This window comes from Pseudoalteromonas sp. NCCP-2140 (assembly GCF_023708065.1).
In the GTDB taxonomy this organism is placed as follows: domain Bacteria; phylum Pseudomonadota; class Gammaproteobacteria; order Enterobacterales; family Alteromonadaceae; genus Pseudoalteromonas.
In genome coordinates this window covers 54,454-68,744 of record NZ_BRCZ01000007.1, presented here as the reverse complement: position 1 = coordinate 68,744, position 14,291 = coordinate 54,454, and the positions used below count along the sequence as shown (strand labels likewise).

General features: G+C 41.8%; 10 protein-coding genes and 1 riboswitch. Of the genes, 6 read left to right on the top strand and 4 right to left on the bottom strand.

The window, feature by feature from the left end; genetic code table 11:
* The first annotated feature begins 89 nt into the window (after positions 1–89).
* Positions 90–173, top strand: a riboswitch (cyclic di-GMP riboswitch).
* 104 nt (positions 174–277) lie between these two features.
* The 3 genes from NFU46_RS14730 (at position 278) to NFU46_RS14720 (ending at position 3,673) form a co-directional block, all read left to right on the top strand.
* Entirely contained in the window at positions 278–847 is a 570-nt protein-coding gene (locus NFU46_RS14730; protein WP_055020585.1) for a hypothetical protein, read from the top strand.
* Positions 848–1,126: 279 nt separating this feature from the next.
* The gene (locus tag NFU46_RS14725) at positions 1,127–3,205 is read left to right on the top strand and encodes a S9 family peptidase (protein ID WP_251602797.1); all 2,079 of its coding nucleotides are present in this window, start codon (positions 1,127–1,129) and stop codon (positions 3,203–3,205) included.
* Positions 3,206–3,271: 66 nt separating this feature from the next.
* Positions 3,272–3,673 (top strand): hypothetical protein, encoded by a 402-nt coding sequence (locus tag NFU46_RS14720; RefSeq protein ID WP_251602795.1) that lies wholly within the window; start codon positions 3,272–3,274, stop codon positions 3,671–3,673.
* A gap of 58 nt (positions 3,674–3,731) precedes the next feature.
* Here the strand turns inward: NFU46_RS14720 and NFU46_RS14715 are convergent, their stop codons facing one another.
* The gene (locus tag NFU46_RS14715; protein ID WP_167658259.1) at positions 3,732–4,205 is read right to left on the bottom strand and encodes a Dps family protein; all 474 of its coding nucleotides are present in this window, start codon (positions 4,203–4,205) and stop codon (positions 3,732–3,734) included.
* Between the two features lie 365 nt (positions 4,206–4,570).
* Between NFU46_RS14715 and NFU46_RS14710 the strand changes: the two genes are divergently transcribed.
* Positions 4,571–4,780, top strand: coding sequence for a hypothetical protein (locus NFU46_RS14710; protein WP_054562952.1), 210 nt, complete (start codon positions 4,571–4,573; stop codon positions 4,778–4,780).
* Between the two features lie 4 nt (positions 4,781–4,784).
* On the opposite strand, the gene NFU46_RS14705 is transcribed toward NFU46_RS14710, so the two are convergent.
* Complete coding sequence (locus NFU46_RS14705; RefSeq protein WP_062566321.1) at positions 4,785–5,390, bottom strand: lipase/acyltransferase domain-containing protein; 606 nt, start codon at positions 5,388–5,390, stop codon at positions 4,785–4,787.
* An 8-nt stretch (positions 5,391–5,398) separates the two neighbouring features.
* On the bottom strand, positions 5,399–5,935 hold the full coding sequence (locus NFU46_RS14700) for a YaeQ family protein (RefSeq protein WP_251602793.1): 537 nt from the start codon (positions 5,933–5,935) through the stop codon (positions 5,399–5,401).
* Between the two features lie 91 nt (positions 5,936–6,026).
* On the opposite strand from NFU46_RS14700, the gene ylqF reads away from it, so the two are divergent.
* Both ylqF and NFU46_RS14690 read left to right on the top strand, forming a co-directional pair.
* On the top strand, positions 6,027–6,971 hold the full coding sequence (gene ylqF / locus NFU46_RS14695; protein ID WP_054562949.1) for a ribosome biogenesis GTPase YlqF: 945 nt from the start codon (positions 6,027–6,029) through the stop codon (positions 6,969–6,971).
* 735 nt (positions 6,972–7,706) lie between these two features.
* Positions 7,707–11,156 (top strand): PAS-domain containing protein, encoded by a 3,450-nt coding sequence (locus NFU46_RS14690; protein WP_251602791.1) that lies wholly within the window; start codon positions 7,707–7,709, stop codon positions 11,154–11,156.
* Here the strand turns inward: NFU46_RS14690 and NFU46_RS14685 are convergent.
* Positions 11,153–14,125, bottom strand: a complete 2,973-nt coding sequence (locus NFU46_RS14685; protein WP_251602789.1) for a DUF3857 domain-containing transglutaminase family protein — start codon at positions 14,123–14,125, stop codon at positions 11,153–11,155. The genes NFU46_RS14690 and NFU46_RS14685 overlap by 4 nt on opposite strands.
* Between the last annotated feature and the right edge of the window lie 166 nt (positions 14,126–14,291).

The window sequence follows — 14,291 nt, the reverse complement described above, 5'->3', positions numbered from 1 at the left end:
CTAACGCATTTGCTAGTAACTATTTGCTATATAAGACGTTTGGTTACATTCTTTTGTTTGATTTGTGGTTCGGTCACGATTATACTCAGTCTTGTTTTTGGCAAACTAACTGAAAGGTTAGGACGCAAAGTTTCCGGTCTAAGGTTTTAAACTATGATAGCGGGACCGCTGATAAGCACATAATCTAGTGCTTTGGTTCACTTGCCTCAAACTAAAAGTATTTATTTTGTTCGGTTGTTAAATGCCTATTAGTTGTTCTTAGGGTGATATTTTGTTTATGCATACGTCAATGGCCTCCGGGAAGTGGTTGCCGATTGGTTGCTTAAATCATCATACCCAACTGTTTGTTGGAGATAGGGTGATTGTAACCTTTTATGACATGCAAGGAGAGCTAGTCGATTTATCATTCGAATACCCGATCAGCAGTTCCGATCAGGGTGAGCCTCATAATTGGCCACGTTCTGTTGCCGAGCATATAAACGTGCATGTTCCGCTGGTAAAAGCGGGCAAAATGACTGAACAAGGTTTAGTGGTTGCGTACCGTTCAAACCAAATTTATGCCCTTGAAGGGTCGGGCATTACGCATGTAAAAGTGGCGTTTAATTGCATCGCAAAATGTAAAGAGCGAGTGCAAGATAGTCTGCAAGATTATGACTATGTCTACCCACAAGCATGCAGCGATTACAGTGCAGGTGTTAAAGTACTGCAGCCAAAAACGGGCCATATTTATATGTGCAAACCGTGGCCATTTAGCGAGTTTTGTCGTGTTAAAGATTCACACAACCCGCTGTTTGAGCCAGGTGTAGGAAAAAGCTGGGCTATGGCTTGGCAGCAAGTATCGCATTAACAGTTTCCCCCTAAATGCTATTTATTTTAGCATTGCTTAGCCCACTCAATTTGAGTGGGCTTTTTTAATACCAACCCGCAATAATACTTAATCATTTTGAGGGATTAAACCTGTCGCTAACTGCGTTAAAAATTTCTCATTTAGAACAACTAAATAACGAAATTTTTGCCTTGTTATCAACGAGGTTTTATTGCCTCAAAATAGACTACTTAATTAAGCTGATTGGTATAATTCTGTGATAAACTGCTAGCAATTCGTTTTTTATTTTGGTTTTTTCTTGTGTCGTCAAATTCGTATTCTTTGTCTTTATTAGCGCATCCTCCTGTTGCAAAAAAACAGCCTCAGCAATTAACTACTCACCAACTGACTCGCACCGATAATTATTATTGGATGCGTGATGATGAGCGCGAAAATGCAGATGTATTAGCGCATTTAAATGCCGAAAACGATTATTGCGATAAACAACTTACCGACATAAAACCACTGCGCGAACAGCTATTTAATGAGTTAAAAGACCGTATTGTAAAAGACGACAACACGGTACCCGTGAAAGATGGCCAATATTGGTATCACTCAGAAGTACGTGGTGACGATGAATATGCACGCCATTATCGCAGCAGCTCAATAGAAGCGCGCGATAAGACCTTGTTGTTAGATGTAAATCAATTAGCCGGCGATTACGAATTTTATGAATTAGGCGAAGTGGCTATTAGCCCTGATGAGCAGTTACTTGCTTACTCTGAAGACACCGAAGGTCGCCGTATTTATACCGTGCGTTTTAAAAATATCGCCAGCGGTGAGATGTTTAGTGATGTGCTGGAATACACCGAAGGTCAAGTGGTGTGGGCTAATGATAACAAAACGGTGTTTTATGTGAAAAAAGACCTGCAAACCTTATTGGGTTTTCAGGTTTACCGCCATGTTTTAGGCACCCCGCAAGCCGATGACGTACTTGTTTATGAAGAGCAAGATAAAAGCTTCTTTATGGGGCTTGGCAAAAGCCGCGATGAAAGCCTTATTATTATTGACCTTGCGACCACAGAAACAAACGATACTTGGGTGCTTGATGCCAATAACCCTGGGGGTGAATTTAGCGCCTTAATGCCACGCGAAGAAGGCCATGAGTTTGATGTCGATAAGCTAGGTGATACCTTTTACATTGTTACCAACTGGCAAGCGAAAAACTTTCGTTTAATGACCGCGACGCAAAGCACCATTGCCGATAAAAGTCTTTGGCAGGAGCATACACCGCATCGCGAGAACGTGTTGCTAGAAGGGGTCGAAATTTTCAATGACTACCTTATCCTCACCGAGCGAGAGCTTGGTCAAACACGTTTTGTGGTGGTGGATCAGCAAGCAGAGCGTCTTACTTTAGAGTTTGATGACCCTTGTTATTATGCTGCTATTGCAATGAATCCAGAGCCGAATGTGAGCTCTGCGCGTATTTACTATTCAAGCTTAACGACGCCAGGTTCTTTGTATGATGTTGATTTAAAAACAGGTAACAAAACCTTATTAAAACAACAGCAAGTGCTCGGGGATTTTAATCCAGAGCATTATCGCTCAGAACGCTTAATGGTTACCGCAAGAGATGGTGAGCAAGTGCCGGTTTCTTTGGTTTATCGTATTGATAAATTTAATAAAGATGGTACTAACCCGCTGTTGCAATATGGCTATGGCGCGTACGGTATTACCATCGATCCTAGCTTTTCAAGTAGCTCACTAAGCTTGCTTGACCGCGGCTTTGTTTATGTGATTGCACATATTCGTGGCGGCGAAATGCTAGGTCGTCATTGGTATGAGCAAGGTAAAAAGCAAAATAAGCAAAATAGCTTTAGCGATTTTATTGATGTTACTCATGCGCTTACAGAGCAAGGCTATGCACACCCAGAAAAAGTATTTGCGTCTGGTGGCAGTGCAGGTGGCTTATTAATGGGCGCTGTGGTTAACCAAGCACCTGAGCTTTATTTAGGTATTGGTTGTCATGTACCATTTTTAGATGTGCTAACCACTATGCTTGATGAGAGTATTCCACTGACGACCAATGAATATGACGAATGGGGTAACCCAAATGATCCTGCGTTTTATGATGTGATTCAGGCGTACTCGCCATACGATAATATTAATCCGCAGGCTTACCCTAATATTCTTGTTACCACGGGGTTCCACGACTCTCAAGTGCAATACTGGGAGCCAATGAAATGGGTTGCTAAGCTGCGTGAACTTAAAACCGATGACAACATTTTGGTGTTTAAAACCGACATGGATGCAGGCCATGGCGGCGCATCGGGTCGCTTTAAAAGCCTTGAGGAAAAGGCATTAGAAATGGCGTTTTTTATTGCTTTATTACCGAATTAAGGCTTAGATAAATAAGTAAATAAATTTTATAAGCGTAAACTTAAGTTGTATTTCAAAGGGGTGAGCATGTTTAAAGCCCATGGTGATTGGCGTTATTTTGTTGAGCCGCCAGTGATTTATGTGGAAGTTAGTGGCAGCTTTAATAAAGAAGCCGTTGCTTCATTTAGTATTGAAGTCGGTCAAGAAATCATGAAGTACCCTGAAAATTCAATTCAGTATGCTGTGGTTAATTTGGAACAATTTGAATTAGCAACTGCAGATAGTATTGAGATTGCAAAGACTTACTTTCAGGCTGTAAAAGCGCGGGGTTACAAACGCGTTGATTATATTAAAGCGAATATCATTGCTCGCAATTTATTAGAGACAGTTTGGTCTGGTGTAGAAATGGATATTAATTTTCACCCAGATGCTGAAAGCTTTTTTCAAGCAAGACCCGAGTACGAAAATTTAAGAAAGTGGTTAAGGTAATACTTTCTGAATATAAAAAAGCCCTCATTTGAGGGCTTTTTCGTGTCAATTCTAAATATTAATCAAGGTAGGCTTTTAACATCCAAACAAGTTTCTCTTGTTCTTTAATGTAGTCGCCCATTAGCGATGCTGTACCTTCGTCATCTGCATCACCGGCTTGTGCAAGGATTTCACGCTGCATTTGAATAAGCGTGCTGTAACCTGCTAAAAGGTTTTCTACTGCAGCAGTACCTTCAGTGATATTTTTAGCTTCACTGATCTTGCTATCTTCGATGTACTCAGAGAATGCATGTACCGGTGTACCGCCTAACGTTAAAATACGCTCTGCAATCTCATCTACTTTCTCAAGTAGTAAGTTATAAATTTCTTCAAATTTAAGGTGTAATTCAAAAAAGTTACGACCTTTGATATTCCAATGAAAGCCGCGTGCGTTCATATATTGAATTTGGTAGCAGCTTAGTAAAGAGTTTAGTGAATTTACGATGTCTTCACTTTTTGCGCTGTTTAAACCAATTGCATTTACCTGTGACATAGATTGCTCCTTAAAAAAACCGTTAAGTGTTTACTTGCTAGTGCTTGGTGTTAAGTATTAGCCATCGTGGTTAATCTGTAAAATGGTTTAATTCGAACACAGTGATAGGTTTTAGCTATCAAAGGCTGGTTTTATCCATTTGTGCACTATCAACATAACTTTGAATCACTTTTATATAGACTTGGGTCAACTGGGCAAAAAATCTACCTTATTTTGCAAATATTCAAAAATTAGGCAGAAAGTATGATCTAAAACAAGGTTTATACTCGCTGATAAATTGGCCGATTTAGAACTTGATTTAGGTCAAAAAAACAACGAACCAGAAGCGCATAATGACTTTACCGCATTTAACCAGGAGAAGAAAAATGGACGGTAAAACAGTTAAAGAAAGCAAAGCTGAAATAGTTGTTGTAGTGATTGCATTACTTGCATTTGTTATCGGTTTGGTAGGTCATCTAGCAGGTGCTAGCTTCGCAAACTTTGATACCTTCGGCTATATTGCTGCACCTGTACCATTGATCTTAGGGATCATTGTTTTAATCTCATATAAAGTGGCTGCAAGTGCTGAAGATTAAAGTATCACTCACTTTGATTTATAAGCTTAATAATGTAATCCATCACTTGGCGTGAGTAGATCATACTGGTGTGACTCAAATGAAACACCTTATGTTCTGCCATGCCATTGAGTTTGGTTTCATCTATCAAAACTGTACCATCAGAGACACTGCCTTTAGCAATCAGTGGCATTAGCCCTATTGGTAAGTCACCGGCAATACTATAAAGCTTGGCATTAAACGGCCAATCGCCATTCTCAGATAATAAAAACTCCACGCTATTTTTTAACAGCATTTCAAAGCCCTTTTGCTGCATTTGCTTAGCAATATGACTGCCTTTATGCGGGGTGCCTAAGGTGATCACCTTTTCGACATGGCGACTTTGAAGAGAATTGGCCTCTAAGTAAGCGCGAGCAACCAAGCCGCCCATAGAATGGCAAACTAAGGCGGTAGGTTTACCACCGATAAAGCGATCAATCTTATCGAAAATTGCCGCTCTATCGGGAGAGAGCGTGTTATAGGTCAAATTGAGTATTTTTAGACCTGACTTTTCAAGGCGCGCGCACAGTGGGCGCATCACAAAGCCTGACATATAAAGTCCGTGTAATACTACAACTTGCCTAATTGCCATCGCATTCCTTACATTAACTGTTGCGGTTTAATTTCGATATTTGCTGTATCTGAGCTAACCCATAATTCACCATCTTGAATGGTAATAGTGAGCTTAATATTGCGATCAGCTAAGTCGGCTAATGCCTGAGTCGCGGCATAATCGAGACTAAAAATACTTAAGTTTTTAAAATCATACAACTTAGGTTGATGTTTTTGCCACCAAATCGCTTGGTTATTTTCGCCGTAGGTATATAAAACAACTTGCTTCGACTTATTGCAGGCTTTTTTCAGGCGTTTTTCGTCTGGTAGCCCAAGCTCAACCCATAATTCAATTTCTTCGCTATAGTTAATGTGCCAAAGCTCAGGCTCATCATCGGCGCATAAACCTTTTGTAAACTCTAAGCCTTCACGGGCATTTAGCGCAAAAGCCAACAAGCGGATCATCAAGCGTTGCTCGGTTTCTGATGGGTGTTGTGCCAGTGTTAAATTGAAATCTTGATAAATGTGGCGATCCATATCGCTTAACGATAATTGCGCTTTAATAATGGTTGATTTAAGAGCCATAACTGCTTACTTGAAAAAATTTGCGTCATTATAGCGCAATTCGTTGCCGAGCCAGTTAAAATACCGTGAAATTATCTTGTAGGAGTTAAAAATGGCCATCCAGTGGTTCCCGGGTCACATGAACAAAGCCCGAAACGAAATTAAAGAAATCATGCCACAGATGGATGTGATCATTGAGGTACTTGATGCCCGTATTCCTTATAGTAGTGAAAACCCAATGGTTACTGCGCTGCGTGGCGACAAGCCGGTGATCAAAATCATGAACAAGGCGGACTTGGCTGATCCTAAGTTAACGCAAGCGTGGAAAGACTACTTTGAGCAGCAAAGTGGCGTGAAAGCGATTGATTTTGGTAATGATAAAGCGGGTGAAGTACATCGTATTAATGAGCTTTGTAAAAAATTAGTGCCCCATAAAGTAGGCGCTGATAAACAAATTAAAGCCATGATCATGGGTATTCCAAACGTTGGTAAATCAACTCTTATTAATACCTTAGCTGGCCGTATCGTGGCAAAAACAGGTAATGAACCTGCGGTAACCAAAGCGCAGCAACGTATTAAGCTTGACGATGGCATTATGCTTTACGACACACCGGGTATGTTATGGCCTAAAGTAGAGAACGAAAACTCTGGTTATCGTTTAGGGGCAACTGGCGCTATTCGTGATACCGCTATCGACTACGAAGAAGTGGCAAGTTACACCGCTGAATATTTATTGCAAGCATACCCAGAACTTTTAAAAAGCCGCTATAAAATTGATGAGCTACCGGAGTCTGACTGGGAGTTTGTTGAAATGGCAGGTAAAAAGCGTGGTTGTATCCGCGGTGGTAATCAAATCGATACTTACAAAATGTCTGAAATTCTTATCAACGAATTACGCGATGGCATTATTGGTCGTATTACCATGGAGACACCGGCTATGCGTGAAGAAGAAGAGCAAATGGTTGCTGAGCTTCGCGCTGCTGCAGAGGCGAAAAAAGCCGCTAAAGAAGAAGAGAAAAAGCAACGCCGTGCACGTGCTCGTAAGAACCGTCGATAAAGTTAATGCATTAATTTTTAGACATAAAAAAAGCCCTGCAAGGGCTTTTTTAGTTTCATATCTACCGTCACCGATATGAGCAATGTAGCAAGTAAAATAAGTAGGGTCGCTCACATGTTGCCAACATCAAGGGGCGTTGCGATTAGTAACATATAAGCTAAAGCTTTAACGTGGCGACACGTGTTTCAGGGTAGAGAAACAAATTTAATCTGAACAAGTCATCATACTTCGCTTGGCTTGTTGAGATTAATTATCAATTAGGTTTGCAATACTGTCAACACCTTTTTGAAAATAATTCTCATTTAGTTTGGCTTGCAGGTTTGGTACGAATTTTAGACATAAAAAAAGCCCTGTAAGGGCTTTTTGAGTTTCATATCTACCGTCACCGATATGAGCAATGTAGCAAGTAAATAGTAGGGCGATCACCTGTTGCCAATATCAAGGGGCGTTGCGATTAGCAACAGGCGATCTTAGCTTTATCGTGGGCCACACGTGTTTCAGGGTCGAGAAACAAATCAGTTTATTCCGAACAAGTCATAACACTTTATTGTCTTGTTGATAGTGATTATCAATTAGATTTACGTGGCTGTCAACACTCAATTGAAAATAATTCTCATTTCTTTGTGTTTGTTTTTTAAACTTCCGTAATACAATGCATTAGCACTAAAGTTAGGCTGTAAATTACGTGCAATAAAAACTATGCTGGGGCTATAACAATTAAAATAATCACATGCGATGTTCTCAATTTGGTCAATAAGCCTTCTTGCAATTGTATATCTGGCAATTTTATTTGCGGTTGCAGGCTGGGCTGATAAAAGAAAAGTATTGCCTTTTAAAGGCTTAACCTATGGTTTATCACTTGGGGTGTATTGCACCTCTTGGGCGTTTTTTGGTACCACAGCACAAGCTGCATACAACGGCTGGTGGTTGGCTCCGACCTATGCTGGCACTATTTTGCTATTCATTTTTGGCTGGCAAGTTTATTGCCGCATAGCGCATATTTGTCGGCAGCAAAAAATAACCTCAATGGCAGATTTTATTGCGACCCGATATGGTCAATCTTCGAGTTTGTCTGGGCTCATTTCATTGATATCAGTGATTGCCATTGTGCCCTATATCTCTTTGCAGCTAAGTGCAACTGCACAAAGTATCAACTTACTTACCGACCGCGCTGCCACACAAAGCCATGAAGTATGGGCCGATAGTACTTTTTACATCACGATTGTATTGGCACTGTTTGCTATTTTATTCGGCGCGAGGCGGTTAAAGCCCAGCGAACATAACCCAGGTTTGATTGCCAGTATTGCCTTTGAATCTGTGGTTAAATTATTGGCGTTTTTAGCGGTGGGTTTGTATGTGTGCTTTGCTTTATTCGACAGCCCAGTGGCACTGTTTGAAAAAGCGCATGACCTAAATATTGATCAGCAAGTGGCTGCCACACAAAGTCCAACCTATGTGTATGTTGCTCATACTTTGCTTGGTATTTTGGCGACCTTATGTTTGCCAAGACAATTCCACATGAGCTTTATCGAAAAAAATAACGATAAAGAGCTGGCCTCGGCGCGTTGGCTATTTCCGATTTACCTCTTACTTATTAACCTGTTTATTCTACCGATTGCATACGCCGGATTAATTTACTTTCAAGGTCAAGAAGTCGGCTACGACACCTTTGTATTGGCTTTACCCATGGCGGCTGATGATGCCTTTGTGGCGTTATTAGCCTTTTTAGGTGGCTTTTCAGCGGCAACCAGTATGGTGATTGTGTCATCAATTGTGCTTTCAGTGATGATCACTAATGACTTTATTAACCAGTTTATTTTACGCCGTTCCCAGCTTACATCGAGTAGTCGCGGGCTTGATAAAAATAACCTATTACATGCGCGTAAAATCGTTATCGTATTGATTCTATTGCTTAGTTACTTCACTCACCGAGTGCTGGGCGAAAGTACAACCCTTGCCAATGTGGGTTTGATGTCGTTCACCTTAGTCGCGCAATTTTCGCCGGCCATGATCATAGGCTTATGGTGGCGACAAGCATCGTGTCGCGGCGCGCAATTGGGGATTTTAAGCGGTTTTATTATTTGGGGTTATACACTTTTACTACCGAATATCGCCGGAGGTTTAGGAAGCGATAGCTTATGGCTTGTGAATGGACCATGGGGAATAAGCTGGTTAGCACCAACCGATTTATTCTCATTAGGCATGGAAAGCATTAGCCAAGCTTTATTGCTATCGTTAGGTGCGAACTGTTTAGTGTATTTCTTAGTGCCGCTATTTAGTCGTGCAACCTTGGCTGAACGCTTACAGAGTAATAAGTTTGTTTCGCAGCTGAATGATTCGAAGGTAAGCAATCATCTACAGCCTTTGAGCTACCATGACCTAGGTGCGCTATTGCAACGATTTGCCGAAAAAGAAGCGGCACAGTCTTTGGTAAATCATTACTTTCCGGATGATAAAAGTAAGTGGAAGCGCCCTGCCAATGTCGAGTTAGAGCTATTAGTTGAGCGCGAGATGTCTGCGGTGATCGGCGGCGCATCGGCACGGCTTATTCTAGATGTGGCGAAAAATGAGCAGCGCCAGCCTCTAGAGCAGGTTGCCGAGTTTGTTGATGAAGCAAGCCAAGTACTTAAATTTAATCGTGACTTACTGCAATCAACAATCGAAAACATTCAGCAAGGGATCAGTGTAGTTGATAGTGAGCTGCGCTTGGTAGCTTGGAACCAAGGCTACAAAAACATGTTCGCCTACCCAGATGATGCGCTTTACATAGGCCGCCCTGTTGCCGACATTATTCGTTTTAATGCCGAGCGCGGCCTATTCAGCGGCGAGAGCATGACCAGCGAAGTTGAAAAACGTTTAGCCTATTTACGCCAAGGCAGCGCTTATAAATATCAGCGCTCGCACAATGATGGCCGCGTGTTTGAAATGCAAGGTAACCCACTGCCAGGTGGCGGCTTTGTAACAACCTATACCGACATTACCGAGTTCGTAAAACAACAAAAAGCGTTAACCGAAGCAAATGTTAGCCTCGAAGAAAAAGTCGCAGCACGCACCTTGGCATTGACTCAAGCAAACCAAGAGTTGTCGATGGCAAAGCAAGTGGCGGAACAAGCAACGGTCAGTAAAACGCGCTTTTTTGCCGCTGCCAGCCATGATTTACTGCAACCTTTCAATGCTGCGAGTTTGTTTTGTTCTTTAATGAATGAAAAAGCCCAAGACACCGAACTTAAAGAGCTGGCGATGAATATTAAGAATTCATTAGGCAGCGCCGAAGAGTTGTTATCGAGTATTTTAGAGTTAACCAAGCTCGATTCAGGCTCGTTTAAAGTACAAATGAGCGAGTTTGCTGCCAGCTCGTTGGTTGAGCCACTGCGTAATGACTACGAAGCCCTTGCCCGCGAAAAAGGCTTAAAGTTTATTATTGAAACCTGTGATGTGCGCCTGCATACCGACAAAGCGCTGCTGCGAAGAGTGCTGCGTAACCTTTTGAGTAATGCGATTCGTTATACCGAGCAAGGTGAAGTGCGCTTAAAAATGCAGTACGACGATGACCATGTATCCTTTATTGTTGAAGACACAGGGATTGGTATTGCATCGAGCGATCAACAAACTATTTTCCAAGAGTTTAAACAGCTTGGTGCAAAGCCAAGCGCCGAGGGGTTAGGCTTAGGGTTGGCAATCACTAAGCGTATATGTGACTTACTTAAAATCCCCCTAGTGATGGGGTCTGAGCTTGGTAAAGGCACGCAATTTACCCTAACTCTGCCTTGTAAAGTGAGTGCTGCGCCAGCGCAAGCGAAAGGTGCTGAGGCATCACAAGAAACAGAGCTGGGGCAATTGCGTATTTGGTTGCTTGATAACGACCGCAACGTGTTAGAGGCATTAAAGCAGCTACTCGAGAATTGGGGCTGTGAAATTTCAACAGCCACTAACTTAGCGGAGCTTGAGCAGTTAAAGGCAAGCCAAGCCCTGCCGCAATTGTTGATTATTGATTATCAGCTGGATGATGGGGTAACAGGACTAGAAGTGATTGAACAAGCGGCACTAACACGCTTACCTGCCATCGTGAATACTGCGAATCATGACGAAGGCATACGCGAGTTAGTGCTCGATGCGGGCTACCCATTACTTTATAAGCCTCTGAAAGCGCCTGCCTTAAAGCGCATGATTAAGCGACTGACTTAATCTGCGTTTTGCTCAGTTGTTGGGGTATTGGCTTTAATTAAGCGCTCTACCTCAGCGACAAACTTCTTATCTAAGTCATCTTCATGGCTCAAAAATAACAGCATTTCATCACCATTGTGGTCAATGACAGTTACCGTGGTGGTTAGTAGGGCGCTTTTAGCATAATCAACGTTGATCTCTTTAATGTCACTAAAGCGGCGTTGATCTTTTTCGAGCACACCTTGCTCATTTTCCCAGTAACTAAAAATGGTGTTTTCTGTGATGCCGTTTCCATCAGTTTTAAAATCGAAAAATGCGTCACTATAAAAATAGTGCACATTCTCGTTGGCAGGAATAATTTCTTTTCTTTTTAGAAAGTTAACTTGATATGACCAAAGCTTATCGCCGGTTACTATGGTTGAGCTTGGCAACAAATATAGCTCATAAATTAAGCCATAAAATAACCAAGGCAACATGAATATCGAAATGATAACCTGCCTCGCTCGCCACTGAGAGTGGTACTCAAGAGCCTGTTCTGGTTGCTTGAGGTTTTGAATGTAATTAACCAGTGGCAACCATAGAATAGGTATAACTAAAAACAGCCAACTACCATATTCCCAGTTATAGCTTACGACTTCAGAAATGATAATCGCCAGCCATAACACGAACCCAACCGCGACGGGCATGATCTTATTTTTGCCAAAGGTTTGTTCGCTGTGCTTGCAAAGTTCAAGTAACAACGGAATAAAAAACAGTGGTGCGAATATCCCTCGAGCAATCGGCATAATATGGCTTTGTTGCTGCTCTTTTATCGCTTTCCAGTTGCGATAGCTCCAGTAGTGAATGAATATTCCTAAGCTCAATAAGCTGTAAATAACAAACTTACTGTTACTGACAGGGTAGAACTGTTGCTCAGCAAAAACCGGGCGGTTACTTGCTTCTATACGCCAAGCCGCGATGAAAAAGATGATTGCCGCCAAGTAACTTAAAATAAAAACGCTATACCAGTTGGTTTCGTCATCCGCTGGTGTGGTTGTTGAGCTATTTGTGCCGTATTTAATGATGCCGAAATGGGTCGCGTTATTGAGTTTTTTACGCTCGCTTAGGTAAAGGTCTATTTGATCGGCTGGAATATGATCCTGCTTAGCACTGTAATCAAAGTATAAGGTCAACACCGAGTCTTTAAATGTCACGCGTTTCTCGAGATGAAAAAATGGGTTGTCGACTGTGACCTGCTCATCATCAAACTGCCAATTAGTATCCGTAAACGTAACCTTTATGGTTGTTTCGATATTATTTGGGTAACGAAACCACATTGGTGCATTGTTACGCTCTCGCTGTTCTGGCTTATAAACTGAATTTTGAATTTCACTGGCGTAAAAGTCGTTTTGAAAATCATTACCCTCAGGTCGCCAAAAGTCATCAATAATATAATACTCATTGGTAATTAGTTGACCGGTGTCCTTTGGAGATTCAACCAGCATAGGTTTGGCTGTTTGTAAGCCTTTGTAGGTATCTTGATAATATTCGCGGTAATCATCTTCTACGCTTTTTAAGCTGTTTTTAGCGATTGAACTGCGGCGGCTAATTGCTTCAAAGTCGCCGTATTTATATTGAGTTGAGAAATTAACTGGCTCATCAATACCTTCTGGGATCTGATAATTATCAAAAACCTGTATGCGTTTTAGGGCAGGCTCTGTGAACATATCTGTAAAGCCTGTTTCACCTTGCTTTATGATTAACGCTACATCGTAGTTCGGTTGAGCTAAATGTTCTAAATCGCCGCGCTGGTAAGAAATGGTCGGATCAAGCCAATAGCGCTTACCTTGGTGCTCTAAGGTGACAATCACATGGTCAAACAAGCTAGGAGAGACCGGTAAGCTGGCAGTACGTTTTCTGTCTTCAGTGTTAACTAAAGCTGGATGAGCCTCTACGCCGAGCGCTTTAAGTAAAGAAATGAGCAAGACGGTTTTGTCTTTACAGTCGCCATAGCGCAGTGCCAAGGTTTCTGATGCAGGAGTAGGCTGGTGCGAGTTGGTGCCCATTTCTAGGCCCAAATAACGTACTTCGTCTTGGCTAAAGCGCAGGGCAGCCACAATTTGAGACTCTAAATCGGCATGTTGAAACTTAATTTGACGAGCAATTGTGTCAATAGCTGGGCTCACTTCGATGGCTGATTGGTACAAAGGTAACGACCAATTGACTACCTCTTGCCAATTATTTACTTCAGAAAAATACACCTCTTTGTAAGGCGAATACCAATGCGGTACTTCGCTTGCAGAGCTAAGGGTCGGCTCATTGTGTTGGCTAATTTGGTAGTCAAAACCCGTATCGAGCTTGGTTTTAGTAACTGGCGACTCACCATTCATAAAGTTGATATATAAGGGCGAAGGCTTTTGCCACTTTACCCGCATAAATTGCTGCACTATCGGCACCGACCAGTTTAGTGTGCGCATGGTGCTGAAGTGTTGATAAACCGGATTACTCCCCGAAACCGTATAGCTGTAATCTAAAATATCCATGACCCGCATATCATCAATAATGACATTTAGGCTTAAGGTACCATTGTATATACGACTTGCTAAGTCGGTCTCGCGCTGTAACACCTGAAGCTCGGCACTATTTAGTTTATCTATATATTGGCCGTCACGAATAATGCCTAAACTATTGAGCGTAAGAGATTGATAATTTGGGTCAAAATCAATATTCAGCTGGCTTATATAATCAACCCCAGACTGATTGACCGCTTGCATTACGGTGCGATTAAAGCGTTGCTGTGGGGCTTGCTCAGATACCTGAAGCTGAGTGTCGAGCATCAGGTAGAAAGTCCCGTCTCGTATTTGGTCTCGAGGTATCTCAGGGGTAAGTAACTCATGGTGTTTTACCCAGTTAGCTGCGGGTGCAACCTGATACTCTTCAGCGGCTGCAAAAGAGCTCACAAAGAATAAAAAAACAGCCAGTAGCTTAAGTTGTAAGTGCATCCATTTCATTGTTATTTTCTAATTACGTTTAGTTTTATATGACAAATTACTGAATTTCACGGCTTGAGCCAAATAAAATTCACTATTTAGGGCTTTTTTAATTTGGTTCATATAAATGCCTAGAAAATGGCACTGAAGTTTTGTTTTTTATTTAGGTTTATCTGGAAGTGAAAAA

Bases quoted from the DNA above. Each gene is read 5' to 3' on its own strand.
- NFU46_RS14715 (WP_167658259.1), bottom strand. From the start codon at position 4,205: ATGTCACAGGTAAATGCAATTGGTTTAAACAGCGCAAAAAGTGAAGAC.
- NFU46_RS14730 (WP_055020585.1), top strand. From the start codon at position 278: ATGCATACGTCAATGGCCTCCGGGAAGTGGTTGCCGATTGGTTGCTTA.
- NFU46_RS14700 (WP_251602793.1), bottom strand. From the start codon at position 5,935: ATGGCTCTTAAATCAACCATTATTAAAGCGCAATTATCGTTAAGCGAT.
- NFU46_RS14690 (WP_251602791.1), top strand. From the start codon at position 7,707: ATGTTCTCAATTTGGTCAATAAGCCTTCTTGCAATTGTATATCTGGCA.
- NFU46_RS14705 (WP_062566321.1), bottom strand. From the start codon at position 5,390: ATGGCAATTAGGCAAGTTGTAGTATTACACGGACTTTATATGTCAGGC.
- ylqF (WP_054562949.1), top strand. From the start codon at position 6,027: ATGGCCATCCAGTGGTTCCCGGGTCACATGAACAAAGCCCGAAACGAA.
- NFU46_RS14685 (WP_251602789.1), bottom strand. From the start codon at position 14,125: ATGAAATGGATGCACTTACAACTTAAGCTACTGGCTGTTTTTTTATTC.
- NFU46_RS14720 (WP_251602795.1), top strand. From the start codon at position 3,272: ATGTTTAAAGCCCATGGTGATTGGCGTTATTTTGTTGAGCCGCCAGTG.
- NFU46_RS14710 (WP_054562952.1), top strand. From the start codon at position 4,571: ATGGACGGTAAAACAGTTAAAGAAAGCAAAGCTGAAATAGTTGTTGTA.